Source organism: Vibrio sp. 1-1(7) (assembly GCF_013048485.1).
In the GTDB taxonomy this organism is placed as follows: domain Bacteria; phylum Pseudomonadota; class Gammaproteobacteria; order Enterobacterales; family Vibrionaceae; genus Vibrio; species Vibrio fujianensis.
In genome coordinates this window covers 1,298,860-1,324,247 of sequence record NZ_VHSP01000001.1, presented here as the reverse complement: position 1 = coordinate 1,324,247, position 25,388 = coordinate 1,298,860, and the positions used below count along the sequence as shown (strand labels likewise).

At 40.9% G+C, this 25,388-nt stretch carries 16 protein-coding genes; 13 read left to right on the top strand and 3 right to left on the bottom strand.

What is annotated here, in order from left to right; genetic code table 11:
* Positions 1-5: 5 nt before the first annotated feature.
* Positions 6-1,889, bottom strand: coding sequence for a glucose PTS transporter subunit IIA (locus tag FKN05_RS06080; RefSeq protein WP_170887099.1), 1,884 nt, complete (start codon positions 1,887-1,889; stop codon positions 6-8).
* Between the two features lie 604 nt (positions 1,890-2,493).
* On the opposite strand from FKN05_RS06080, the gene FKN05_RS06075 reads away from it, so the two are divergent.
* The 8 genes from FKN05_RS06075 (at position 2,494) to FKN05_RS06040 (ending at position 13,905) form a co-directional block, all read left to right on the top strand.
* Positions 2,494-4,503: a methyl-accepting chemotaxis protein gene (locus FKN05_RS06075; protein ID WP_170887098.1), complete on the top strand. Its 2,010-nt coding sequence runs from the start codon at positions 2,494-2,496 to the stop codon at positions 4,501-4,503.
* Positions 4,504-4,737: 234 nt separating this feature from the next.
* On the top strand, positions 4,738-5,745 hold the full coding sequence (locus FKN05_RS06070; protein ID WP_170887097.1) for a LacI family DNA-binding transcriptional regulator: 1,008 nt from the start codon (positions 4,738-4,740) through the stop codon (positions 5,743-5,745).
* Between the two features lie 17 nt (positions 5,746-5,762).
* Entirely contained in the window at positions 5,763-7,007 is a 1,245-nt protein-coding gene (locus FKN05_RS06065; protein WP_170887247.1) for an extracellular solute-binding protein, read from the top strand.
* 58 nt (positions 7,008-7,065) lie between these two features.
* A complete protein-coding gene (locus FKN05_RS06060; protein ID WP_170887246.1) occupies positions 7,066-8,052 on the top strand; it encodes a carbohydrate ABC transporter permease in 987 nt (328 codons plus the stop codon).
* Positions 8,053-8,092: 40 nt separating this feature from the next.
* On the top strand, positions 8,093-8,950 hold the full coding sequence (locus FKN05_RS06055; protein ID WP_524540895.1) for a carbohydrate ABC transporter permease: 858 nt from the start codon (positions 8,093-8,095) through the stop codon (positions 8,948-8,950).
* A gap of 17 nt (positions 8,951-8,967) precedes the next feature.
* Entirely contained in the window at positions 8,968-10,317 is a 1,350-nt protein-coding gene (locus FKN05_RS06050; RefSeq protein WP_170887095.1) for a GH1 family beta-glucosidase, read from the top strand.
* Positions 10,317-11,408, top strand: coding sequence for an ABC transporter ATP-binding protein (locus FKN05_RS06045; RefSeq protein ID WP_170887094.1), 1,092 nt, complete (start codon positions 10,317-10,319; stop codon positions 11,406-11,408). The genes FKN05_RS06050 and FKN05_RS06045 overlap by 1 nt, the downstream gene beginning before the upstream one ends.
* Positions 11,409-11,487: 79 nt before the next feature.
* Positions 11,488-13,905: a glycoside hydrolase family 94 protein gene (locus FKN05_RS06040; protein WP_170887093.1), complete on the top strand. Its 2,418-nt coding sequence runs from the start codon at positions 11,488-11,490 to the stop codon at positions 13,903-13,905.
* Between the two features lie 35 nt (positions 13,906-13,940).
* Here FKN05_RS06040 and FKN05_RS06035 read toward each other — a convergent pair whose 3' ends face one another.
* Complete coding sequence (locus FKN05_RS06035) at positions 13,941-14,885, bottom strand: aldose epimerase family protein (protein WP_170887092.1); 945 nt, start codon at positions 14,883-14,885, stop codon at positions 13,941-13,943.
* A 67-nt stretch (positions 14,886-14,952) separates the two neighbouring features.
* Between FKN05_RS06035 and FKN05_RS06030 the strand changes: the two genes are divergently transcribed.
* Positions 14,953-18,033 (top strand): GH116 family glycosyl hydrolase, encoded by a 3,081-nt coding sequence (locus tag FKN05_RS06030; protein ID WP_170887091.1) that lies wholly within the window; start codon positions 14,953-14,955, stop codon positions 18,031-18,033.
* A gap of 111 nt (positions 18,034-18,144) precedes the next feature.
* Positions 18,145-19,164, top strand: coding sequence for a LacI family DNA-binding transcriptional regulator (locus FKN05_RS06025; protein ID WP_524540890.1), 1,020 nt, complete (start codon positions 18,145-18,147; stop codon positions 19,162-19,164).
* Positions 19,165-19,240: 76 nt separating this feature from the next.
* Here the strand turns inward: FKN05_RS06025 and FKN05_RS06020 are convergent, their stop codons facing one another.
* Positions 19,241-21,562: a glycoside hydrolase family 9 protein gene (locus tag FKN05_RS06020; protein WP_170887090.1), complete on the bottom strand. Its 2,322-nt coding sequence runs from the start codon at positions 21,560-21,562 to the stop codon at positions 19,241-19,243.
* Between the two features lie 457 nt (positions 21,563-22,019).
* Here FKN05_RS06020 and FKN05_RS06015 point away from each other — a divergent pair, with 457 nt between their 5' ends.
* From FKN05_RS06015 to FKN05_RS06005, 3 genes are all read left to right on the top strand, one after another.
* The gene (locus FKN05_RS06015; protein ID WP_170887089.1) at positions 22,020-22,718 is read left to right on the top strand and encodes a family 16 glycosylhydrolase; all 699 of its coding nucleotides are present in this window, start codon (positions 22,020-22,022) and stop codon (positions 22,716-22,718) included.
* A gap of 43 nt (positions 22,719-22,761) precedes the next feature.
* On the top strand, positions 22,762-23,976 hold the full coding sequence (locus FKN05_RS06010; protein ID WP_170887088.1) for a putative glycoside hydrolase: 1,215 nt from the start codon (positions 22,762-22,764) through the stop codon (positions 23,974-23,976).
* 152 nt (positions 23,977-24,128) lie between these two features.
* A complete protein-coding gene (locus tag FKN05_RS06005) occupies positions 24,129-25,319 on the top strand; it encodes a carbohydrate porin (protein WP_170887087.1) in 1,191 nt (396 codons plus the stop codon).
* The last annotated feature ends 69 nt before the right edge of the window (positions 25,320-25,388 follow it).

The following is a 25,388-nucleotide window of genomic DNA, read 5'->3' as shown; positions in this document are numbered from 1 at the left end:
ATTGCTCATTGTGTTAACTGAATTAGTGGTTGTCCGAACTGAATTTGATTGCTTTCTTGTTTATTGATATTCAAACAAAATTCATCACTGTTCAGTACGATAAATGGGGTGGTTAGGTCATAACCCGAATTTTTAATCGCTTGGCAATCAAATTGAATCAGAGGGTCGCCAGCTTTCACTTTCTGGTTTAAAACGACTTTGGTTTCAAAATATTGGCCTTTTAGGTTAACGGTATTAAGCCCAACGTGAATCAGAATATTGGCACCATTTTCACAGGTCATTCCTACTGCATGGTGACTGTCAATCACCGAGGAGATGATGGCATCACAGGGGGCTTTAATTACCCCATCCACGGGTTTTATCGCTACACCATCTCCAAGTAACTTAGAAGAGAAGCTAGGATCATTGACCTCTTCTAGTGCGATTAACTCACCTTTTGCTGGGCTAATCAGGGTCATCGTGACTTTAGGTGTTACGGTTGCCTCTGATGATGGCGCGGGTGTTTTCTGCGCGTCATCTTCAGCAATAGAATCTTGAAAACCAATAATATTGATCAGGATGAAAGTCGTGACAATGGTGACACCAACACCTAACGCCATACCGATGAAAGATTGAGGGTTACCCACATTGATTGCATTCATCGCGGTTAAAAGGCCGGGTAACCCAGCATACGCGTAGTAATATGTACCAAATAAGCTTGCAACAAGAGCGCCAGCTGCTCCTCCTACACAACCACAAATAAAGGGTTTTTTAAGACGCAGCGTCACCCCATACAGTGTTGGCTCTGTGATACCAAATATCGCAGTGATACCCGCAGAAAAAGAGGTAGCTTTAAGAGCTTGATGACGAGACTTAAATGCAACGGCAAAAGCCGCCGCCATTTGAGCAATGACTGCCATAGACTGGAACGCTTGGAAAGAATCTCGACCGTACATATCAAAGTTAGCCATGATCACAGGAGTAATTCCCCAGTGAACGCCAAACACCACCACCATCTGCCAAATGCCACCAATCAGTGCCGCCGCAAGAGGAGGGAAAGCTTCAAATAGCCAGTTATAGCCATGAGCCACCCCTTCTGCAGCGGTACTAGAGACCGGGCCAATCAGAACAAGAGTTAAGGGTACCACAATAATTACACACACGAGTGGCGTCAGCAGTTCACTTACCATAGCAGGAATCACGCGTTTGGCATATCTTTCAACGTATGATAATCCCCAGATCATAAATATGGGTGGCAGCACTGATGAGGTATAAACCGTTTTGGCTAATGGAAAAGAGAGAAAAGTGATCACTTCTCCGTTGCTAATTTGGGCAGCAATGGCAGCCCAATCTGGGTTTATGAGTACGCAGCTACAGAATACGGCAATAAAAGGATTGCAATTAAAGTGTTTAGAAGCCGTAATGGCGATGAACACAGGTAAAAATGCAAAAGGGGTCCATGACATAAAATTAAGTACCGCAAATGTACCTGTTGAGGTAAATGTGGGGACAAAATATTTAACCACAATCAAGAAACCTTGCAGTAAACCTGCTGCGGCAAGAATGTACACGATAGGGGCAAAAATCGCAGACATCGATGCGATAACGGCATCTAAGATTCGAACTTTTTGGCCATCACTATTGAGTTTACTCGGGTCAACCAAGCCAACCATATGTTCGTAAACATCGGAAACATGTGTACCGATGACGACTTGAAATTGCCCTCCACTCTCAACAACCGTGATAACTCCCGTTAATTTTTCTACTTTATCTTTTGCATTTTTGGGGGTGTTTTTGAGCACCATTCGAAGACGTGTTGCACAACGTGTAAAGCTGACAACATTCTCTTGCCCACCGACATGGTTCAGGATGTCATTGGCGAGCTTTTGATAATCTCTTATTTTTGCCATTAGTTTCACCTCAGGTTGTAGGGTATGAGGTGATGGTTATTTCTGAAACCAGTTTCAGCCATTTGCCTTTTTGCGTTCCGTGCGTTAGATCACGATAAAAAACGTGTTGAGATAAAAGCTCGCTCATAAGCTAATGGTGGGGCGGACTGCTACGTATGGCGATCATGATTTTCTCACGATGAGGGGATTTTCGCTTTGCGGTGGTGATTCTGATAGAACTCCTTTTGAATGATTTCATTTATTTGAAAAATTTCATTCCCGTATTGTCTATTTTTAATTGTTTTGTGTGATTATCTTCACATATGTATATGGAATTAAATTTTAATCCTATGGGGATTAATTATAAATATTTAATTTAACATTATGATTTTATTGTTTTATTGTTTTATTTTTTGATTTTATTTCTTTCATGTCTTTTTGATGTTTTAAATGTGAAATATCACTTACTTTTCATTTTTTTCATTATATACAATTTGCGTTATGAGGTTTTGATGATTTGAGAAATAGTGTTAGGGGGATATTATCGTTGTTAACTTTTTCTCTTCTTTGTAATTTTGGCATGTAAGTGCCATTTTTTATCCTTAAAATAATAAAGAGTTATGATATGTCGCTTAATTTGATTGTTTCTAGAGTTTATTTGGGATTTTTTGTTATTATTTTTATGATGTTATTTTCTGCTGTGGTTTTATTTAGTGGTAATGAGAAGTTAACATCTAATATAGAATTTATGACACAAGAGTCTACTCCTCTGATGCTACATTCAGGTGAGCTGACCATTCGTTTTTTAAATATTAATCGAAGTTTGAATTCATACTTGTCTGCCATGTATATCGATGAGCTTGAGCCTTTAAAAGACGCGGTGAATTTGAGTGTGCAACGTTATAAAAAACAGCTTGACTGGTTTGAAACGAAAGCAAGTCAGGATCCGGGGATTCCTGATTTTCTAATAAAAATAAAAGAGAAAACAAATGAAAGTTTTAGGAATATTACTCAGATCTTAGAGAATTATGCACGTTATCTTGAATTGAGAGAAGAAAATAGTTACCAACAAACGTTGTTTCAATCTCTCGCTATTCAGTTAAATAGTAATTTACTCGGTAACCTTGCAAAAACAACGCATGATGAAGAACGTGAAGTGGTGGAAGCACTTCTTACACAAGTTGGGCTACTGCTTGGAGAAGTCAATGAGGCCTTTTCATTACAAGATGTCATGGAAACTCGGGCGATAGAACGCCGTTTTAATGGCCGAAAAGAGCGATTTGATGAGGCTATCTTACAGTTTAAATCTTCATCGCCAGCATTTTTTCAGCAAAGTGAAGCATCGTTAACACTGTTGGAACAGCAAATTTTTTCTCCAAGTGGAACATTGGCTCAACATGTCGAGGTTGTTGAGCTTTATGACCAGTTACAGCGTCAACGAGAAAGCATAAAACAGGATATTGACACTCAATTGAAAAATATTGATGCCTTGTCAGCCTATGCGGCCCAAACTGCTGAGCTGCGCTATCTTGAATCGTCCTCCCAAGCAGAAAAAACATTGATGACTCTCATTATTGTGTCATTAGTTTCAGTCGTCATGGCGTTATTGATTGGGCTCAGTATTGCCAATATGATCCGTAAGCCAAGTCAACGCTTGCAAGAGGTTCTTGATAAAGTAGCCTCGAAGGATTTGACTCAAAGAATCCAATTATCCACAAATAATGAACTCGGTAGAGTATCAACCAAAGTCAACTTAGTCATTGATGATTTGTCTCATATCATCAGGCAAATACGAGGATCAGCGACTCAGTTAAATGGTGCCTCATTAGAGAACCAGCAAACGAGCGAGGCGTTAAATCTCACCATCGCTGAACAAACATCGCAAACGGCATTGATAGCAACAGCAATGGAGGAAATTGAATCAGCGGTAAATAACATCGCTTGTTCAGCCAATCAAACATTAGCCATAGTGACCGCCTCTGTGGGGGATTCCACTTCTGGGCAGGCCATGATGCAGAAAAATGTTCAACTATTGAACCAGTTATCACAGCGTCTTAATGACTCAACCCAAACCATCCACCAGCTAGAAAGTGAGAGTGTGGGGATAGAATCGATTCTTGATGTCATTTCTGGTATTTCTGAGCAAACCAATTTGTTAGCGCTGAATGCCGCCATCGAAGCGGCGAGGGCCGGAGAGCAAGGTCGAGGTTTTTCTGTGGTGGCGGATGAAGTCAGAGTGTTAGCCGCTAAAACAACCGCAAGTACCCAAGAAATTCAACTTAAAATTGAACAGTTACAACATTGTGCTGCTTTAGCCGTTAAGCAAATCACCACCTGTGTTAGTGATATGGCTAATTGCATTACCCATACTAATGATGTCAGCGTATCGCTGAGTCACGTACATGCACAACTGAATCAAATAGAAGATCGCAGCCATCAAATTGCCTCGGCAACGACCCAGCATCAATCGGTAGCTGAAGAAGTGACGCACAATGTGAACCATATACAGGTGCTCGCCAATCAAAATTTACTCCGTTCCAAACAATTAAGTGCACACAGTCAACACCTTGAAAAAATGGCTGATCATCAAGCGCAACTCACGGAATTATTTACGTTACCTAAGTGTATCGAGTAAGGAAATATTATTTATATCCATTAGTTTATGTAATTTTTTGTGATTTTTTATTTGTATTTATTGATGAACGGTATGCCATGAAACTCTTTCATGGTGTGAAATGAAACTGCAAGGGCTTTCAATTTTTGCGGAATTATCAAAGTTAGGCCAGATTTTCCCGTGATTAACCTCACATTCCATTGAACGCGGATCTTGAATACTTACCTTGTAAGCGATTTCAAGTATGAGGTTCTCTTGGTCACTATTAAGCATGTATCCGAACTAGCTGGCGTTTCTCAAGCAACCGTCTCAAGAGTGGTGAATGGAACAACTCGCGTTAGCCATGATAAGAAGTTGAAAGTTGAAAAAGCCATTAAAGAGCTGGGTTATCGCCCTAATTCCATCGCTCAAGCTTTAGCGTCTAGCCGAACGGGGAGCGTTGGTATTGTGGTTCCAGAATTGGGGGGCTCGTTCTTCTCTGGCATTTTACACAGCATTGAAGGGCATTTACGTCGCTTTGGGTATCACGCCGTTGTGACTGCAGGGTCAAATACCGAGCAAGGTCAACGGGAGTCGGTGGAATTTTTACTTGGACGCCGAGTGGATGCGCTGATCCTCCATACGCAACAATTAAGTGATGACTATTTGATCGCTTTAGAAGAGCGGGGCGTTCCTATTGTCCTAATCAACCGAGTGATTCCTGAAATGCTCACCAGTTGTATCGATATTGACAATGAGGAGGGTGGAAAGTTAGCGACTCAGTACCTCTTACAAATGGGGCATACATACATAGCTTGTATTACCGGGCCTCTTGATAAGTCCGATGCACGGGGGCGATTACAAGGGTATCGACGCGCTTTAGAAGAAGCGGGGCTGGAATACCGTGATGCACTGGTGCTGGAAGCGGGCTTTACGGAAGAAACGGGCGTTAGCGCCATGAAGAAATTGCTAAAACGAGGGGGGCGATTTACCGCTGTCTTTGCTTCCAATGATCACATGGCATTTGGCGCATTTGAAGTGTTGAAAAGAAAAGGATTTTCAGTTCCTGAGGATATTTCTTTAGTTGGCTTTGACAATATTCTGTTTACTCGTTACCTCACACCAGGATTAACCACGGTTAATTTTCCTATTGAAGAAATGAGTACAGAAGCTGTGCAGTTAACCATTCAAAAACTTAATAAAAATAAATGTGATGTGAATTTTAAACTTTCACCCGCTTTAGTGGTGAGGAATTCCGTCAAGGACTTACTTAAAACTCTATAAATATTTAAGGATAAATGATGAAACTTAAGACTCTCGTGCTATCCAGTGCCGTTGCCTTAGGGCTTGCTGCAACCGCGACGGCGGCAAATCAATCCATTCGTTTTGACGGGTTCCCTGATTTTGACAGTAGCCTAAAAGTATTATTACCGGATTTTGAAAAGAAGACCGGAATAAAGGTGGATTACTTAATGAATAATCATGGTGATCATCATACAAAGTTAACCACTAACCTCGCTACAGGTTCTGGAGCTGGAGATGTGATTGTTGTAGATGTAGAAAAAATTGGACCTTTCGTTGCTTCTGGTGGCCTTGTCAATTTATCTAAACAATATGGAGCCGATAAATATGAAGAACGTTTTGCCCCTTATGCATGGGCTCAAGGTAAAGGTGCAGATGGTGATATGTACGGTATTCCGGTGGATTTAGGGCCCGGAGTTATGTATTACCGAACGGATGTTTTTAAACAAGCCGGAATCGATATTAATGAAGTGATTAAAAGCTGGGATTCTTATATTGCCGCAGGCGAGAAGCTGAAAGCGTTAAATATTCAGTTAATTCCATCAGCGGCAGATGTTGCTCAAGCGATTATTTTTACAACGGTTCCTGAAGGTGAAGGGCTTTATTTTGATAAAGCTGGCAACCCGGTGGTGACTTCAGAACGTTTTGTTCATGCGTTTGAAGTGGCTAAAGAAATACGTGATAAAGGGCTGGATGGTCGAATTCTTGCTTGGTCTAACGAATGGTATGAAGGTTTTCGTAATGCCACTTTTGCGACTCAGTTATCCGGCGCTTGGTTGCTTGGTCATTTAAATAACTGGATTGCGCCAGATACGGCCGGTAAATGGGCCGTATCACATTTGCCAGATGGTATCTACGGCAGTTGGGGTGGCTCTTTTCTCTCGATTCCTACTCAGTCTGATCACCAAGATGAAGCGTGGAAATTGATCGAATACATGACAACCGATCGTGAAGTTCAATTAAAACACTTTGAAACGATAGCGGCCTTCCCTGCCAATGTAACGACTTACGATGATGTCTTATTTGAAGAAGAAGTAGCTTTTCTCGGTGGGCAAAAAGCACGTTTAGTTTTTGCTGATGTCGCTAAAAATATTAAGCCAGTACAACCGGCAAGAGGTGATCATGTTGCTCGTTCCATCGTGCTTGAGAATGCCTTGATGGAAGTTCTGGATGAAGACAAAGACATCAAAACGGCACTAAAAGAAGCCGAACGTTTAATTTTGCGTCGCACACGTAATCTTTAAGAATGAATTTTTCAGGGAAGCTTATTTAATCGGCTTCCCTGCGTAAGAGGTCGTTATGATGAAGTTTTTAGCAAGTAATAGCATGGGAAAATGGTCGGTTAATCGTTTTTTTAATCTTAATTTGAAAGCGCTTACACCGTACGGTTTTCTACTGCCATTTTTGTGTATTTTTTCTATTTTTGGCATTTTTCCTTTACTTTTTTCCGTGTATCTCTCTTTCCATGCTTGGAATCCTGTGGAAGGTTTGGATGCAATGAAGTATGTGGGACTTGAGAATTATCACATTGCGTTAACCGATCCGTGGCTCTGGCGTTCATTAAAAAATACGTTTTGGTTAGCCATTACTTCAGGCGTTGCTCAGCACTTAATTGCTATTCCTGTTGCTTATATTCTAGTTTCAATGGGGGATCGTTTACGCCATTGGTTAACCTCTGCCTATTTTTTACCTTATATCACCTCGACGGTGGCTGCCTCACTGATCTTTTTCAACATGTACTCGCCAACGTCTGGGATCATTAACCAAAGCTTAATCGTGCTAGCAGATAGTACAGTATTCGGTTGGGCATTTTCGTGGGTCAACGATTTTCAGCCTATCCGCTGGCTTGATGACGCGACATTGGTAAAACCTTCCATTGCTATCATGGTGTTCTGGAAATATACCGGTTTCAACATCGTGCTCTATACCACGGGGTTAATGACGATTCCTAAAGATATTCTGGAAGCGGCTCGCATGGATGGTGCAAATGCTGTTCGTCGTTTTTGGTATGTCTCACTTCCTATGATTCGCCCCTTTGTGTTCTTTGCTGTCACGATGACGATCATTGGTAACTTACAGTTATTCGAAGAACCTTTCGTACTGACACGAGGAACTGGGGGAACGGGGCAATCCGGGTTAACCATTTCTATGTATCTCTACAAAGTGGGTTGGGAGTGGTTAGAGATGGGGACGGCCTCGGCAATTTCTTGGCTGCTCTTTGCACTGATAGCTGCATGTACCATGGTTCAATTTTTCTTCTTTGGCAAGAAAGGGTTAGGAGAGCAGTAAGATGTCTACAGATTATATAGCGAAGAAAGCTTCACCTTTAATGACATTGAAGCTGAGTGATAGAGCCATTGAAGTACTGACGAAAGTCTTGATGGTGATTTTAGCCGTGATCCTTATTATTTCTGCCATTGTCACCGTATTTCCTTTTGTTTGGTCGGCTCTGCTGTCAACGCGTGATCGCACGGAAATTTTTGGGACAGGGATCAGTTTTGCGATAGGAGATAGCTTGGCGATCAACTACGCAAGATTGCAAGAGATCATGCCATTTTGGCAGGCGATGTTTAACTCTATTTATGTGGCCTTTCTGGGGACAAGCATCTCACTGCTATTTTGCAGTATGGGTGGGTACGCTTTTGGCGTGTTTCAATTTAGAGGAAAAAAGATACTGTTTGGTATGCTAGTCGGGTCAATGATGATTCCGCCTGTATTGAGCTTAATTCCTTACTTCATGATTATTAAGTTTATCGGTTTACTGGATAACCATATTGCTGTCTGGCTTCCGTTTACTACAACGCCTTTTGGCATCTTTCTTATGCGTCAACATGTAGTGGCTTCCATTCCTAAAGAGTTATTAGAAGCGGCGAAATTAGATGGTGCCGGTCAGTTAAGAACTTATTGGAGCGTGGTGTTGCCCTTGATGAAACCCGCTTTGGCTACCTTGGCTATCGTACAATTTGTGTTTTTCTGGAACATGTTTATGCAGCCTCTGGTGGTATTAACCACACCTGAAAATTATGTGATTACCCAAGCCCTTCGAAGTGTTCAAGGGATCCCAAATACCCCTTGGGGGGCGGTGATGTTGGGAACCACCATTTCGATTTTACCCTTAGTAGTGACTTACTTATTTGCTTCGAAACAGATGATCAGTGGTCTCACCTCTGGTGCAGTAAAAGGTTAGATTTAAAGGTTATGAAAATGAATAAATATGAACTTCCCAAAGCTTCTCCGTTACGCAGCAGAGCGTTTGTTTTCGGTGTTGCCACTTCCTCTTATCAGATTGAAGGGGGCGTTGCAGAAGGGGGGCGGACTCCTTCGATATGGGATACATTTTGTAGAAGACCGGGAAAAGTCGATAAAGGCGATAATGGTGACATTGCGTGTGATCATTACCACCGTTGGAAGCAAGATATTGAAATGATTAGTAACTTAGGCGTGGATGCTTACCGTTTATCCATCGCTTGGCCCCGTATTCTACCAGAGGACGGGGTAATTAATCCGCAAGGCTTACATTTTTATGAGCAGATCATTGATGAGTGCCATGCTCGTGGTATGAAAGTCTACGTTACCCTTTATCATTGGGACCTTCCCCAATACTTAGAGGATAAAGGAGGATGGCTTAACCGTGAAACTGCCTATAAGTTTGCTGATTATGCCGATGTTGTGAGCCGCTACTTTGGCGATAAAATTGACGTTTATACCACATTAAATGAACCCTTTGTCGCGGCTTTTCTCGGCTATCGTTGGGGCGTTCATGCCCCAGGAATAAAAGGTGAACGCGAGGGCTTTTTGGCTTCGCATCATTTGATGCTTGGTCATGGTTTGGCTATGCCCATTTTGCGCAAGAATGCTCCCAAATCCCAACATGGTATCGTTTTTAATGCCTCACCGGCTTACCCTCATCGTGAGAAAGATCAAGGCGCGGCTAATTATTCTGATGCAGAAAATTATCATTGGTTTATTGATCCCGTATTAAAAGGGGAATATCCCTCATTAGTTGTTGATCGGCAACAGGCCAATATGCCCATGATATTGGAAGGCGATCTCGACATTATTTCAGCGCCTGTTGATTACATTGGAATTAATTATTATACACGCAACGTCGTACGTTATAACGAGAGCGGTGATATCGAAACGGTTAAACACTCAGAGAGTGAACATACTTATATTGGGTGGGAAATCTACCCGCAAGGTTTAACGGATCTTCTGGTACGCTTAAAAGAGCGCTATAGCAACTTGCCACCTATTTATATTACGGAAAATGGCGCGGCGAATGATGATCAGTGTATTGATGGGCAAGTGAATGATGAGCAGCGTGTTCGCTATTTTCAAGAACATCTCAATGCGGTGGATAAAGCAATAGAAGCTGGAGTTCGAGTTGATGGCTATTTTGCTTGGAGTTTAATGGATAATTTTGAATGGGCATTTGGTTATTGCCAACGTTTTGGCATGGTTTATGTCGACTATCAAACACAAGAACGGACACTGAAAAATAGCGCTATTGCTTATCAGAATATGCTGTTAGAGCGCGCAGAGGAGAATAAGTAATGGCTAAAGTTGAATTTAGAAATATTAAAAAATCCTTTGGTAAGGTTGATGTGGTTAAGCACTTTAATTTTACCGTGAATGATGGTGAGTTTGTGGTCTTTCTTGGCCCTTCTGGTTGTGGAAAATCGACCACATTACGTATGCTCGCTGGGCTTGAAACGATTACCTCTGGTGATATTTATGTCGGGGATAAATTAATTAATAAAGTGGATGCGAAAGACAGAGATTTAGCCATGGTCTTTCAAAGTTATGCGCTTTATCCCCATATGACCGTCTACGAAAATATCGCTTTTGCTTTAAAACTTAAAGGCATGGCAAAAGCCGATATTGATGTTGAAGTTCGCAGAGCCGCTAAAATGCTGGAGCTGGAACCTTTACTGGATAGAAAACCGAAAGAGTTATCTGGTGGTCAGCGACAAAGGGTGGCGATGGGGCGAGCTATGGTTCGGACACCGAAAGTCTTTTTATTTGATGAACCACTTTCTAACCTAGATGCCAAACTGCGTGGTGTAATGCGTGAAGAAATTAAGCATCTTCACCGTGAATTAAAAACCACCACCATTTACGTCACGCACGATCAAATTGAAGCCATGACACTGGCTGATCGAATCGTGATACTTAAAGATGGTTATGTTGCTCAGGTAGGGACGCCAACGGATGTATTTCAGCGGCCTGCTAATAAATTTGTTGCCCAATTTATTGGCAGCCCATCAATGAATATGTTGGATGCCAAACTCATTAATCAAGATAATGTATTTTATATTGAGCTTGGCAATATTCATATTCCACTTCCTGATCGATTTAAAGCGCATGCTTCCAAAAATTTGGCGCTGCATTTAGGTATTCGCCCAACCGATATTCATTTACGAGCAGAGCAGGTTGACCATAACCGTGTATTGCCTTTCCCAGTAAAAATTAAAGATAAAGAGCTACTGGGAGCGAGCATTCTTTTGAAAACAGAAATTGCAGGCCAGCCATTGATGGTGGAAACACAGGCGGCCGAAGTGACCGTTGATGAGCTAACACTGCATTTGGATCTGGATGCGATTCACTTATTTGATGCCTTAAGTGAAAACTCTTTGGCGAGTTAGTTATCCCCAGTTAGCTTAATAGCATTGATGGATTAAACAGTATTTTGCTTCTTCTTTTTGGAAGAGGCGAGGGAGAGTGATGATGAAATTTGGATATTTTGACGATAAGAATAAAGAATACGTCGCAACCACACCGTGTACCCCGATTAAATGGTGTAATTATGTGGGTACGTTAAATTTTGGCGGCTTGGTGGATAGTAATGGTGGAGTGCTGTTGTGTAAGGGGGACCCAGCACTCAATCGCATCACCAAATATATCGCCCAGCTGCCAAACTCCGATTTTAAAGGCTCAACGCTGTATCTAAAGGTGCGTAATCAAGAAGGGAAAGTCACGATTTTTTCTCCATTTTATACGCCGACCTTGACACCGTTGGATAAGTTTGAAAACCATACAGGGCTGTCTTATACCACTATCGTTGCTGAGGCTTATGGTATTCGATGTGAAAGCACCTTTTTTGTACCCAAACATGATCCGGTTTTGCTCCAAGATATTAAAGTGACCAATATCTCAGGGGAAGAATTACATATTGATGTAGTGCCTGTTTTTGAATTCACCCATTTTGATGCATTAAAGCAATTGGTCAATGCTGATTGGGTTCCCCAGACCATGATCTTACAAGCTCACCAGCAAGAAAGTGGACATACGGTGTTGGAGCAATACGCTTTTATGAAGCGAGATTATGCGGTGAATTTATTAACGGCTGATCGCCCTGCCACTTCATTTGATGGTGATCGTCAAAAATTTCTTGGCAACTTAGGCTATGGGGGCTGGGCGTCACCTGAGGCTTTGAATCATCTTGAGTTGACGAATAGTGAATGCTTACGTGGTGACAATATCGGCGCTTTAAACCTACGTTTAGGCTGGATAAAACCACAACAAACTGAGCGTACGGTTGTGCAATTGACACAGATGGAAAGTCTTGAGGTTGCGCAGCCTATCTTGGCCAAGTATCGGAACCATGCTGAGGTCGATAAGGCATTTGCGGATCTTGCGATATTCTGGGAGGAGTACTTATCGACACTTCAAGTTGAAACTCCCGATCCTGCAATGAACTCTATGCTGAATGTGCATAATCCTCGTCAGTGTCATACCACCAAAAACTGGTCACGCTATTTATCTCTCTATCAATTGGGGTATGGAGCGCGTGGCATTGGGTTTCGTGATTCATCACAAGATATTCTCGGTGTGATAGCCCATATGCCAGAAGAGGCCCGTGAATTTATTGAACGCTTATTGTCGGTTCAAAATATCGATGGCTCTGCGATGCACCAATTCTTTCCTTCCACAATGGAGGCCAATGGGGGGGATTCTCGTGAGGAAGAAGATAGGCCCGATTATTATGGCGATGACCATTTATGGATCATTTATGCGGTGACTCAATATATTAAAGAAACTGGCAATGCGGATTTCTTAAATATCAACATCCCCTATTATCAAAAAGATAAGCAAGGGCAGCCTATCGAAACAGGCTCGGTATGGGATCATTTATGCCGTGCTCTCTTATTTACCGAAACGCATACAGGTCAGCATGGGCTCCCCTTACTGGGATTTGCCGATTGGAACGATACCGTGAACTTACCTACTGGGGCTGAGTCATTAATGGTCGCTAATATGTATGGTAAAGCCTTATTAGATATGCTTGACCTGTGTGAACTTCGTGGAGAGGTTTCACTCGCGCAACACTATCAGGCTCAATATGAAAAAATGCAGCGTCTTTTTAATCAATATGGTTGGGATGGTGCGTGGTTTATCCGTTATTTTGATGAAAAAGGTGCGCCTGTTGGTTCTCATCTCAATCAGCAAGGGCAGATCTACACAAATGCACAAAGCTGGCCAGTTATTTCAGGGTTTGCTACGCCAGAGCGAGCAACGCAAGCCCTCAATTCTGTCTATAAAAAATTAAATACGGCGAACGGTATTAAGCTGTCAACACCGGGTTATAACGGGTTTGATCCTGATCTTGGTGGTATTTCTACCTATCCACCAGGGGCGAAAGAAAATGGGGGAATTTTCTTACACGCGAACCCATGGGTCATGATCGCTGAAGCCAAAATGGGCAATGGTGATCGCGCTTATGAGTATTATCGACAAATCAACCCAGCGTCGAAAAACGATCAGATAGACGTTTTTGAATCAGAGCCTTATTGCTATCCACAAAACATATTGGGTGATGAACATCCACAATTTGGCCTTGGACGTAATGCATGGTTATCGGGGACTTCTTCATGGACATATGTCGCTGGCACTCAATGGATACTGGGGATTCGTCCTGAGATTGATGGCCTAGTGATTGACCCATGTATTCCCTGTGATTGGCCTCAATTTAACGTTCGCCGCCAATTTCGAGGAGCTCAGTATGACATTCATGTGCTAAACCCGCATGGGGTGAGTAAAGGGGGTGTAGAGATGCGAGTTGATGGTGTGGCGATTCAAGGCAATAAAGCTCCCGTATTTACTGATGGTGAACATTATATTGAAGTAATATTAGGTGCATAATAAAAGGGCACAAAGGTGCCCTTACGATGCCCAAATCAAGCTCGGTATATGGCTTGGCATTGCCAATGAAATATTTGTTGCTGATGTGGCGCAAGTTCTAATAACCCGAGTTGATTATTAAAGGCATCAGCAGGGCATGTCATAGGTTCAATTGCAATAGAGGCTTCGTTATTTGGGGTATAGAGCTGAAGATAAGGATAGCTAGGATCTTGTTGATAAAGCAGTTCGGCAGAGTGATCGTTTCGATGGAAAGTTAATGGAATCGGTTGATGGCTATCGAATGAAAAACAGTGATTTAAAGCGACATTCTTGAGAGACGCACCATGAGCAAATTGGCAGTAAGGTTGGAACTCTCCATTGGGAAGATCGTTAACATGCTTTACCTCATTGCACGCTGGCATGGTTAGAGCGCACTGGTTAAGCGGAACGCCCAATGAAAAGTAAGGATGCCAAGCATCACCAAAAGGTAAGGGGGATTGCCCTTGGTTTTCGACAGTGGTTGTGCAGCTTAATAAGCCATCGGTCGTGATATGGAGCCTTATATCTAACTGAAAGGCAAAAGGGTATCCCGGATGCAGACAAGGGGTGGTGAAGCGAAGTGTAATTTCTGCATCTTGTTTTGTGGCATTGGAATGAATGAGTGTAAAGGGTTGATTGTAGAGCAAGCCATGTACGGCATGTTCAGACCAAGGGAAGTTAGCGGGTAACTGATAATGACTCCCCGCGTAATGATAGCGGCCTTGATTGAGGCGATTGGGAAAAGGAAAGAGTTTAGCACTGCGTGAATAATAGGGATGAAAATTAAGTAATTCATCACTATTTTGATAGCCGGATATAAATGAGAATGGACTATGATTTACTGTGAATTTATTCACTATCGCTCCAAACTCATTAATGATATGCAGTTCTATTCCATAATTTGGATTGCTAATGATGATGTTATCAAATAATCCAAATTTCCCTTTTTTAATTTTAAACATTGTTAGTATCTCCATTTTTTATAGATAGTAACAAGTGAAATGAATTATTCAATATTGGATTTTGATTATGATAAATAAAATTCCATATACAAGTTATAGTGGCGTAGCCAGTGAACTGTGTAGCCAAGGAGAAGCGGCTGAATTTATTCAACCTTGGTATACACCGATATCAACAACACCTAATAATACGGGGATGGCTGTCGGGGGAATTGGTTCTACATTTACACTAACCCCAAAAGGGGAAACCCCAAATTTTAGCTTTATTCCTGGTGTTTATATTGACTGTTCAGAAGAAGGTATTAATTTTAATGATTTTTATCTTTCTGTGATGGATGATTTAGATATTGAACATCTGAGCATTCCTAACCTTGTAGAATTAGAGCGTTTTCTTGAATTTTATCCAGTAAAATTTGATGGAGTAAGATTACTGGTTGATAATGAAGGTCAAACTTTAGAAAGAATTAAATCTGGGTTAAATAACGTAAACTTCTATATTGATAATCAAGCTGAATTTGAACGCTGGAATATAGAATTTACTGAGAAAACACAACGATTGATTCATGAGAACCCTCGCTCTCTTAACACTCAACTGTGGGTCGCAATGGATTTCTTTAGTGGGCGGCTTATCAATAACTCAGCAAAGGTTTCATCACTAACGACTCAATCATTGGGAGCCATTGAGGCCTTGAGTGCCGAAGAGATTCACTACCAAGCCTTATACCCAACGGCACTGTATGACTATCAACATTTTGATGGAATAGGTGTTAAACGGAAAGTGGTTTCCCCCATAGTTAAAGGGGATAAAAAGCTGTGTTCTTTACCGCTACACTGGAACCAGTTTGCATTCGAAAATCGTTCTACGAAAACTCAGTTAATCACCTTAGCCCAACCGTTTGAAAACCTGATTGGCTCGACGTATCAAAAGCATCGCCAAGGCGTTCAGGATTCCGCTTGTTCCTTAGTGCGCAATACGATAAAGCAGCAACACAATCTAAAACAAATAAAGAGCAATGATGCTCAGTTTGTCGGGGTGAGTTTACGAAGCGATTCACCTTATCCTTCTGATATTGAAGGAGAAGTACTGTATGGCATTGTAGTGAAAGAAGAAGATGTAAATTTAGGAAGAGTGACGATTACGGTTAAACCTTCCCTGTATAAAGCAAAGTTAGAGCAAGAGCTACTTTCGGCCTTAAATACCGGGCGTACTAATACCCATTTTGATTATGGTACTTACAGTGGTCGAGAACCATTAGTGTCTTTGGTGGTGGTTCAAATTGAATTACAACCCGGAGAATCACTAGACTTACGTTTTTTACAGGTGATGGATCACAGTAAAATCTGGTTGGATTATTGGTGGTCAGAAAAAGCCTATAGCCAGTTTTTTACGAAAACTGACCGAGCTACCCGCATGGCAGAAGCCGTTTTACCTCAACTTGCCATGATTGAAGATAAAATAACTCAGCAGCAAGTCAATTTTTTAGATTTAGCGAATCAGCAGTTTAGTGACAAGTCATGTGCCCAGCACTTTGCTACGATGGCGATGAATACTCTCTCTTTCCTTGCTGAATCGACGGTTTGGGATAAAGAGGATCGTTTTCTAGTCAAAGAGTGTGTGGATTACCCCTTCTTCAACTCCTTGGATGTCTATTTTTATGGTTCTTTCGCTATTCTTTATCTATTGCCCGAGCTTGATGGGCAAGTGATGCAAGCTTTTGCTCAGGCAATTTTGTCTTCCGACAATAGCCCTCGGCGTTACTGGGAATATGCGGATAAGCCTTTTGCAGACCTGATGGATAAAAAATATGCGGGAGTTCGAGCCGAGTATGGTGCTGTGATCCATGACTTAGGGAGCCCCTTTGATATTAAGCCAGATGCGTATAACTGGCACAATGTCAAAGAGTGGAAAGATCTTGCGCCTAAATTTGTTTTAATGGTCTACCGACACTATCAGCACACAGGCGATAAATACGTTGTTGAGGCTTGCTGGCCTGCAGTGAAAGAGAGCCTCAATTATTTGTCTTCTTTAATTGAAGAAGGAGACTCCTTACCGTTAGTACATGGCACCGATGATACGTTTGATAATCTCGCCTCTCATGGCATTGCTATTTATTGTGCGAGTTTGTGGGTCGCTGGTCTTCAAGTGGCTGGGTATTTAGCTGATATTATGGGAGAAAATGGCCTTTCTGTTGAATATCAGCAGCGAGCAAACACCGCTTTGGAGACTTTAGAGAAGAGTTTGTGGGATGAGCGGCAAGGCTACTACCATTTTTATGCGACGCCGATTCAAGCGAATCATTTAACAGGAACGGATTTTCAGCCATTAAAACAGTTAGGGCTTGTTTTGTCGGGAGAGAAAGTTTCCGATAAGCAGTTATTAAATGACTATCTCAATGTTACCGATGAAAAAAGTACCTTGTCAAAATTCGAGCAGAGATTGGAAAAAAAACAGCACTTATTAGCAACTGCACCATTAGCTTTTAGCCGTGAATATCAGGTGATGGTACTCGATTCTGATAACAGTTTCGGTGACGCCTTAGTGGCGGATACTTACTTAAAACTTATGGGGTTAAAGGGGCTATTTTCTGCTGAGCGGGTCAGCAGAACGTTAGACTTTATTTATCAAACCAATTTCTTAAACAATAGCCCACATCTTGGGGTTGCCAATATGACGCTGGCAGATGGGGCTCCCCATGATGCTTTTCAGGCGCAAGATGTTTGGGGGGGGGTACAATTTAGTGTTGCAAGTGCTTTAAAGCTGGCGGGTAAATCGCAGCAAGCTGAACGCTTACTCAATACGGTTTATGACACGCTTTATCACTCTGCCAAAATTCCTTTTGCTGCGCCTGAAGGGTTTAACGGTTCTGCTAAAGTGACAGAAAGAGAGTTGAAGAGCTTGTTATCTTTGAGTCATGAGCAGGCGAGAGCATGTTTACAATCCCTAAAGGCGATTTGTGCGCTTCGAGGTGATGGACGAGTGAATCCCGAAATACGGTTAGATAAAAAGCGTTTCATGCGTTGTTTTGAGTCGGAGGAAATGGATAAAGTATTGATTGAAAAGCTGTATCAATGGCTTATCCAAAATAGTATGAAGTACACAGCTGGCCGGTATTTCAGACCAGGGATGATTTTCTCTTATCTTTATTGTTAATGTTAATAACGTAAAGGGTTGATTTTTATCGACCCTTTTTCTTCACTAATCCCCAGTGTTATGCTAGAAGAATTAATCGATATAAGTTTGATTAATACATTAGGTCGTTATATGGACAAAATGAATAAAAATAAAGCGCCTACCGCTTACGAAGTGGCAAAGCTTGCCAATGTCTCCCCCAGTACCGTTTCACGATATTTTAATCGAACCTCTTATGTATCGAGCGATAAAACGGAAAAGATAGAGGATGCTATCCGCTCACTAGGGTATAAACCTCAAGTATATGTGGACAAATTAGCCAAAACACGTTCAATGACGATTGGTGTTCTGGTTCAAAACCCTGATAGCCCTTATACCAGTAGTATCTTAATTGATATGGAAAAGGTGCTTGCTGAGCATGGTTATTCTTTATTAATGTCGGTTAATAGCTGGCAAGAAAAACTCGTCTGTTATTCTTTAGATTATCTGTTAAAAAGTGATGTGGATGCCATCATCATTATTTCTGGTAATGTAGATAAGGCTCTAATTTTTAAATGTGCCGAAAAAATCCCTGTGGTTGCTGTTGGATATAATATTGTGGGAAATAATATTCAGTCCATTGCATTGGATAATACCATGGGAGGCTATATGGCTACGTTGCACTTAATTCAGTTAGGCCATGTGAATATCGCGCATCTGAAAGGTTTACCCAATCATGAAGACGCTATCTCTCGTTTTCATGGTTATCAAAAAGCATTGGATGAGGCTGGTATTGCATTTAAGAAAAAACTCGTTTTAGAAGGGGACTTTAGTATCAAAACCGGCTATGAGAGAACCGTAGAACTCATTCAATCTCAAGTCTATTTTTCTGCCATATTTGCGGCAAATGATTTAACGGCTTATGGTGCAATTAAAGCACTGCATGATCATGGATATAATGTTCCTGATGATATTTCTGTCATTGGTTTTGATGATTTACCCACCTCTCCTTATTTTACCCCTTCACTCACTACATTACGGCAACCGCTCGATGAAATTGGTGCCATTAGTGCTCAATGTATTTTGAAACTTTTGTGTGGAGAAGAGGAAAGAGTTCGGCTTCCTCCTATTAGCCTCATAGCGAGGGAATCTACAAAGTCTCGTTATCGATAATCAGTTAAAGAAAAGCCGAAAATGGCATCTATTCTCGGCTCTCTTTACTTAATGAATGTTACTTAATGAGTTTTCGTTACTGAGCTGTTTCGTCTAAGAAACTGACGGCCCAGAAGAAAGGGGCGTTCCAGTTGATGGTAATCTCATTAAGTGTCCAAGCACCAATATCATCTTTCCAGCAAGTTTGCCCAATGCATTTCCCTTTCATTGATGAAGCAACGGGGTCGCTGAAATTGATGGAGTTTGGACCTCCAGACATCACACCGGGTGCTACCAATGGCGACTCACTATCAACGGGATGTGCCCAGAAACGGTGATGCGGGTTAAGTAGCGGACGGCTTCCATAACCAGAAACATAAGATTGATCGAGCGGGTTGCGTCCTAAGATATAGTCCATAGCATCAATGATGCCTTGTATATACTTAGGATTTTTCGTGAAATCATAGGCAATGCCTAAGAAAATACTACGATTCATTAGGTTTGAATTGGAACCCCATGGATATTCTTCCGTATGGTAGGGAATACGATAACCTTCTTTCTCTATGGATTGATGATAAGTATCCGCCGTTTTAATAATGTTAGATCGTGCTTTTTCTATGTCCTTCGCTGGTAAATGATTAGGTACAAGGGCAAGCGTTAATGTCCCTGCGCCACTGACACCTTGCCAGTAAAGATCACCAGTTGCATCAATATCTCCTTTAGGTGTTGCTAAATAGTAAGGTGAAGATTGAAGCGCTTTTTTGTACTCCACTTTCCCTGTCGTGGTAAATAACTCAGCTGCTGCCCAATAGAATTCATCATCCATTTCTGTGTCGTCATATGGGCCGGATCCGACAAAATTATCGTAAGCATAAATGTTCTTATGTTGATGAGCCGCTTTCCATGCTTTTTCTGCTGAAGTTAAGCACTGTTGAGCATAGGCAGGATCCAAGTCTTTCCATACTCGAGCGCATTGTGCAGCGGTCGCGGCTAAGTTTAGCGTCGCAGCTGTGGTTGGGTAACTTAAAAAACGATCACGTGTATTTTTGTGGGGAGGGAGTGGCATACCGGTCCAGACATCATCAGCAATCTTATGGAAAGCCATTCCGCTGGCATCAATTTTCGTGAGTTTCAAACGATCTAATTGGTGAGATTGATCGCCTACAGGTACCCATATCTGGCTATTTTCAGGCACTTGCATAGCCATTAAAAAGTCCATCATCCAGCGTGACTCATCAAGTAAGTCATTGTATTTATTTTTATTTTCTGGAATTTTTACTTGCCCGTCGGCAAAGGCACTGAGGTGGTTAGGGTTAGCGAATTTTTCTCTTTCGTAATAATTGACGAGTGTCCATAGTGAGATACCACCATTGACAACATATTTGCCGTGGTCTCCAGCATCATACCAGCCACCAGTTACATCTAAAGTGAGATCACATCCAGGCCAGTGATTACCTTTCGCATCGGTTTGATTAAAACAAGTGACGACTTCAGGTCGATGTCCAGCGGGGCGAGCTAAATCCGCTCTTTGCACATATTCAGGAAGAATATCAATCCCGCTGCGCTGTTGATAGAAGAAGGAGAGCGCGTCATATTTCATTTCGCTATAAAGTGTATTACCAATAGCAAATGGATGGCTTCGCTCACCATCCACTTCTAATCTTGCTTTGAGCATCGGTGTTTGAATATGACTGAAATCAATCCATTGAACCAGTTCTCCCGAGGCTTTATTTAAGCCAAAGGGTGTGGTCTTACCTTCAGCAACCACTGAGTGGTTAGCGTCTAATAATTTCCAAGTAACGGGGGTTCTTTTCGAGGTTGCCACCGTCGCATGTTTAGGGCCATGAATAAAATAGCCGACTTGGTTTACTCTGACATTAGCCAGATCTGCGTCTTTAATATATTGAGGGCCTGATAGGACGATATCTTTTACACATACCGTTGTCGGCTCTTCGGTACCCATCTGAAACTGAAGTTGAACGTTATCATCATTATCTGAGGGTTTGAATGAAAATTGGAATGCTTTAAGTTCTTGATTTAAATTGATATCGTTAATCAAATGGTTCGTATAAGGCGCACCATTGTGCTGAACTAAGGTTTTAACGTTGGTGGTTTGGTGTGCCAGTGCGTGAAATTGTAGATGATAATCCTCTCCTTTTTTTAAAGCGAGTCCGGACTGCCCAAGGATAACATCCCATGAATTTTTTCCCTTTTCGGTAAAAGTGATACAGCCCATCTCATCGGCGGATTGCAATACCGCACCGGCGGCCCACCATCCATCTGTTCCTTGTGAAAAGTTTCCATTCGTGAGCAAATTTTCTTGGTAATGAGTGGATGTCGCCGAGTCTACAGCACAGCCACTCAAGCCAATAAAACTTGAACTCACCATAGCAACGATACTTAACCGTTTTTTATTCATTTTAACCTCTTGAATTTAAAAAGATATAGATAGGTTTTCTGTTGTAATGATTGTTAACCTCACAATAAATGAAAGGTTTAATTATATTTTAATCTGTATAAATAGGTCATTTTGATAAAACGATATGTTGGTTAATAATGCAAGTTGTATTTTATAAAATGTGAAGGTGATTACTATTTATATTTTTATATACCATTGGTTTTTTAAAAGTTATTTATCGATTCAAGAAATTATTTCATGGCTATGATGGAAGTGTGATTAGATTCTTTTTTTTATTTTTTTGTTATTAATTAAAAAATACTTTTAAGGCATGGATATAGACAATTTTTTATAAATGTCATTAAAGTTTGTTTATCAATCCAAGGGAGAAACAAAGAGATTTTGAAGTTCATACTTTGTTATCGATGACGATCAACGTATACCGTGTGTATACCTTATTTAGGATAAGAGGTTAAGAATGCTCACAAATCTTCGGTTTTGTACACATGCCATATTACTCAATATATTATTTGTTTCTTCCAGTTTTGCTCTAGATTGGAGCGGAATAAATTGGCTTATTTCGGATGGTTGGAAAAACGAAGGAAGTGAATTCGATTGCGTATGGCAATCTCAAAATGTTTGGATGGAATCTAATTTACTTATTATGCATGCTAAATTAGAGCCCTATGGGAAAAGTTGTTCGGAAATTCGGACTTACCAATATGTTCGCCGTGGACGTTATGAAGTTGAAATGCAGGCCGGTGCCGTACCGGGAACCATTAGTTCATTTTTTACCTATACCGGTGAGGCTGGTTCATCAAGCCACTATGAAGTTGATATTGAATTGATGGGAGGAACGAATTTATTACATACTAATATATGGATACAAGGCCAACAGTTCCCTGTAGATATCGATTTAGGACAATATGGAATGTCTATCTGGAGTATGGAAAAATATGCTTTTTCCATTGATGAACATGGTGTGACATGGGAAGTGTTTAGCCGATATCATAATCATTGGGTTCAGGTAAGACGAGCCAATAAAAGGGTAACCAGTTATATGCAGTTATTTATTAATAACTGGATAAGTGCTAACCCTCATTTTCCACCGAGTCATTATAATGGCTATCCCGCTTATGCTAAATATCGAATGGTTAGATTTTTTCCTTATGAGTAAGATTTTGAAAAGGTTATTAAAACAATGAGAGTATTAAATTATTATGAAACGAATAACTAAAAAATCTATTGTTATCCCTTTGCTACCGATAATAATCGCAGGGTGTAATTTTGATAAAGAGATAAAACAACTTGATGTTCAACAAAGCGATGAATCAAAACTGTTTGGTGTCAGCGCAATAACGGGTATTTCTCCTTGGATTCAATCTGAGAGTGATAATTGGAATGTTATGCAGGTTAGCCAGACCCCAGTGAGCATGACAGGTATTGATGCTGTATTGATCAATAATCATGGTCAGAATGATACGGCAGACATTCAGATCACTGGTACACAAAGTCGCATATTTCTGTTGAAATCTGAGTCAGCCATGAACCTGAAGCGGTATCAGGCTGGGTATATAGAGTTTAAGATTCGCTCTAAAAGCGCGGTGCCTTCATCGATGACGGTCTCAATTGATAATGAATGGCCAAACCGAAGCAGTTTAGTGTTGAATGATGTGTTATCGGGTGGGGGAAGTTGGGAAACACTGACTGTACCCATTCAGTGCTTGCAACCTTTTGATGGAGCGGTTGCTATTAATTTAAGCCAAGTGGGGAACCCTTTCCATCTTGATATTAAAGAAACCTTTGACTACGAAATTACCGATATTATGTATCGGTTAACGACAGAGCGAGAAACGGTCGTTAATCCTGATAGTTGTGAGGTAGGAGCAGGGAGCGGTGTGAATCAAGCGCCTTCTTTAGAGAGTGGACACCTAGCATTATACTACTCGGGGGATAGCACTCAGGCACAAGATTATACGTCATCTTATCCCATTAATTCTTTTGGCTTTGATGTAGAAGAAGAGAATCAAGTGGTGAATGTATTTGCTTCTGATAATGGAGGGGTTTTCCTTGGAAGTGAGGATTCTGATAAGGATTTCTCTGAATATAAAGAAGATTTCATGACTCTAGATTTAAAAGTAAAAAACTATGGGGAGACGAATGGTATTCAAGTTCGCATGGACGGAGAAAGTGAAGAATTTGGCCGGTTTTTCACGGTAGATAATAATATATTGCCATCGGATAATGAGTGGTATCGCTGTCAATTTCCGATACCACTATTAATTCCTGAAGATAATTTAAATTTAGTCAAAAAGTCATTATATCTATCTGGCCCATGGGATAGTATGAATGAATTAGAATTTTCATTCACGAATGTAGCTATAAAAAATGAGGGAGAAAATTATAATCCGGCATCTCCTTGTATTAAACTGTAAATATTAATCATTCTTACAGGAAGTAATAACAAATAAAGACAATTAGCTTTAAGCTTATAAAGCTAGTCGATGCTGCCTGTTTATTATACTGGTGTGCTTTATATAAAGCACACCTTGATATAAAATAACCATTACAATAATAGGGACAAAAAATGAAAGTGATAAAATTAATTCCTGCCTGTATTGCTATGAGTGCTGCTTTTTTATCAAATACCACACTTGCTGAAAATATAGAAGGGTTCAATTTTACAGGGTATGCTCGCTATGGTGCAGCATTTCAAAGTAGTGATGAAAAAAATGTGAGTACAGCGGGTGCATTAAATGGTAATGCGACAGGACGTTTAGGTAATGAAAATAATGGCGGAGAGTTCAGTTTATCGAGAACCTTCACCAGTGATCAAGGCGCTACTTGGGAAGTGGTTGCTATGTTTGATCACTATTCGGATGAGTCTTGGGCAACCAATGGTGGAGTGAAACTCAAAAAAGCTTACGCTAGTGTGACGAATTTTCTTTCCTCTCAACCAGAAATGCGTGTCTGGGCTGGGCGTGACTTCCACCAACGGCCACAAACGGATCTGAATGATTATTTCTGGATGACTCATGATGGGCAAGGTGGTGGTTTTTATAACCTTAATTTAGGGGGCATAAAACTGGATCTGAATGCCATTGCTCAAGTCGAAGGCGATATGGTTGGAGATAATGGGAAATATGCAATCACCTCTAAATTGCATGGAATAAAACTGTTTGATACAGCCAACCTCTCTTTATATGTCAACTATGGTTTTGCTTCAGATAAGGCCAAAGAGCAATCGTATTATGATACGGATGCTTACCAGATTGCTGCTGAACTTGCTATGAGTGGACACCAATTATTATTCCGTTATGCAAATAATTCAAAAGACAGTGTTTTTGATTTAGTTGAAGATCAAGAAGCTTGGTTAGTGAGTTTTAATGGTGCTAAAAACTTTTCTGAGAAAGTAGGTATACAATATTTAGCAGCATATCAATTTTTAGATGTCGCTGACCACAATGATCGAGCTAATTATAATGTAATTATTCGTCCAACTTATGCATGGGATAGTATTAATTCAACTTGGTTAGAGGGGGGATATAGCCTTGTTGATTATAAAGATGTTGATGCAAAAAATAGTTCATGGAAAGTCACACTTTCTCAGAATATTGCTATTGGTTCTCAAACTTGGGCTCGACCAATGTTACGTTTTTATACCACCGTCGGTAGTGCAGACAACGAATATGTTGGCTTTGATTCATCAAACGGAGAAATGAAATCAACTCGCTTGGATACTTTAACATTTGGAGCGATGTTTGAAGCTTGGTGGTAATCTTTACTATATAAATTAAGAACGACTTTTTCTCTTTTGAATCGTTAAAGAAAATAAACATCAACCTTA

Excerpts from the sequence above, each read along its gene's own strand:
- FKN05_RS06080 (WP_170887099.1), bottom strand. The coding sequence starts at position 1,889 with ATGGCAAAAATAAGAGATTATCAAAAGCTCGCCAATGACATCCTGAAC.
- FKN05_RS06075 (WP_170887098.1), top strand. The coding sequence starts at position 2,494 with ATGTCGCTTAATTTGATTGTTTCTAGAGTTTATTTGGGATTTTTTGTT.
- FKN05_RS06065 (WP_170887247.1), top strand. The coding sequence starts at position 5,763 with ATGAAACTTAAGACTCTCGTGCTATCCAGTGCCGTTGCCTTAGGGCTT.
- FKN05_RS06060 (WP_170887246.1), top strand. The coding sequence starts at position 7,066 with ATGAAGTTTTTAGCAAGTAATAGCATGGGAAAATGGTCGGTTAATCGT.
- FKN05_RS06055 (WP_524540895.1), top strand. The coding sequence starts at position 8,093 with ATGACATTGAAGCTGAGTGATAGAGCCATTGAAGTACTGACGAAAGTC.
- FKN05_RS06050 (WP_170887095.1), top strand. The coding sequence starts at position 8,968 with ATGAATAAATATGAACTTCCCAAAGCTTCTCCGTTACGCAGCAGAGCG.
- FKN05_RS06045 (WP_170887094.1), top strand. The coding sequence starts at position 10,317 with ATGGCTAAAGTTGAATTTAGAAATATTAAAAAATCCTTTGGTAAGGTT.
- FKN05_RS06040 (WP_170887093.1), top strand. The coding sequence starts at position 11,488 with ATGATGAAATTTGGATATTTTGACGATAAGAATAAAGAATACGTCGCA.
- FKN05_RS06035 (WP_170887092.1), bottom strand. The coding sequence starts at position 14,885 with ATGTTTAAAATTAAAAAAGGGAAATTTGGATTATTTGATAACATCATC.
- FKN05_RS06030 (WP_170887091.1), top strand. The coding sequence starts at position 14,953 with ATGATAAATAAAATTCCATATACAAGTTATAGTGGCGTAGCCAGTGAA.
- FKN05_RS06025 (WP_524540890.1), top strand. The coding sequence starts at position 18,145 with ATGGACAAAATGAATAAAAATAAAGCGCCTACCGCTTACGAAGTGGCA.
- FKN05_RS06020 (WP_170887090.1), bottom strand. The coding sequence starts at position 21,562 with ATGAATAAAAAACGGTTAAGTATCGTTGCTATGGTGAGTTCAAGTTTT.
- FKN05_RS06015 (WP_170887089.1), top strand. The coding sequence starts at position 22,020 with ATGCTCACAAATCTTCGGTTTTGTACACATGCCATATTACTCAATATA.
- FKN05_RS06010 (WP_170887088.1), top strand. The coding sequence starts at position 22,762 with ATGAAACGAATAACTAAAAAATCTATTGTTATCCCTTTGCTACCGATA.
- FKN05_RS06005 (WP_170887087.1), top strand. The coding sequence starts at position 24,129 with ATGAAAGTGATAAAATTAATTCCTGCCTGTATTGCTATGAGTGCTGCT.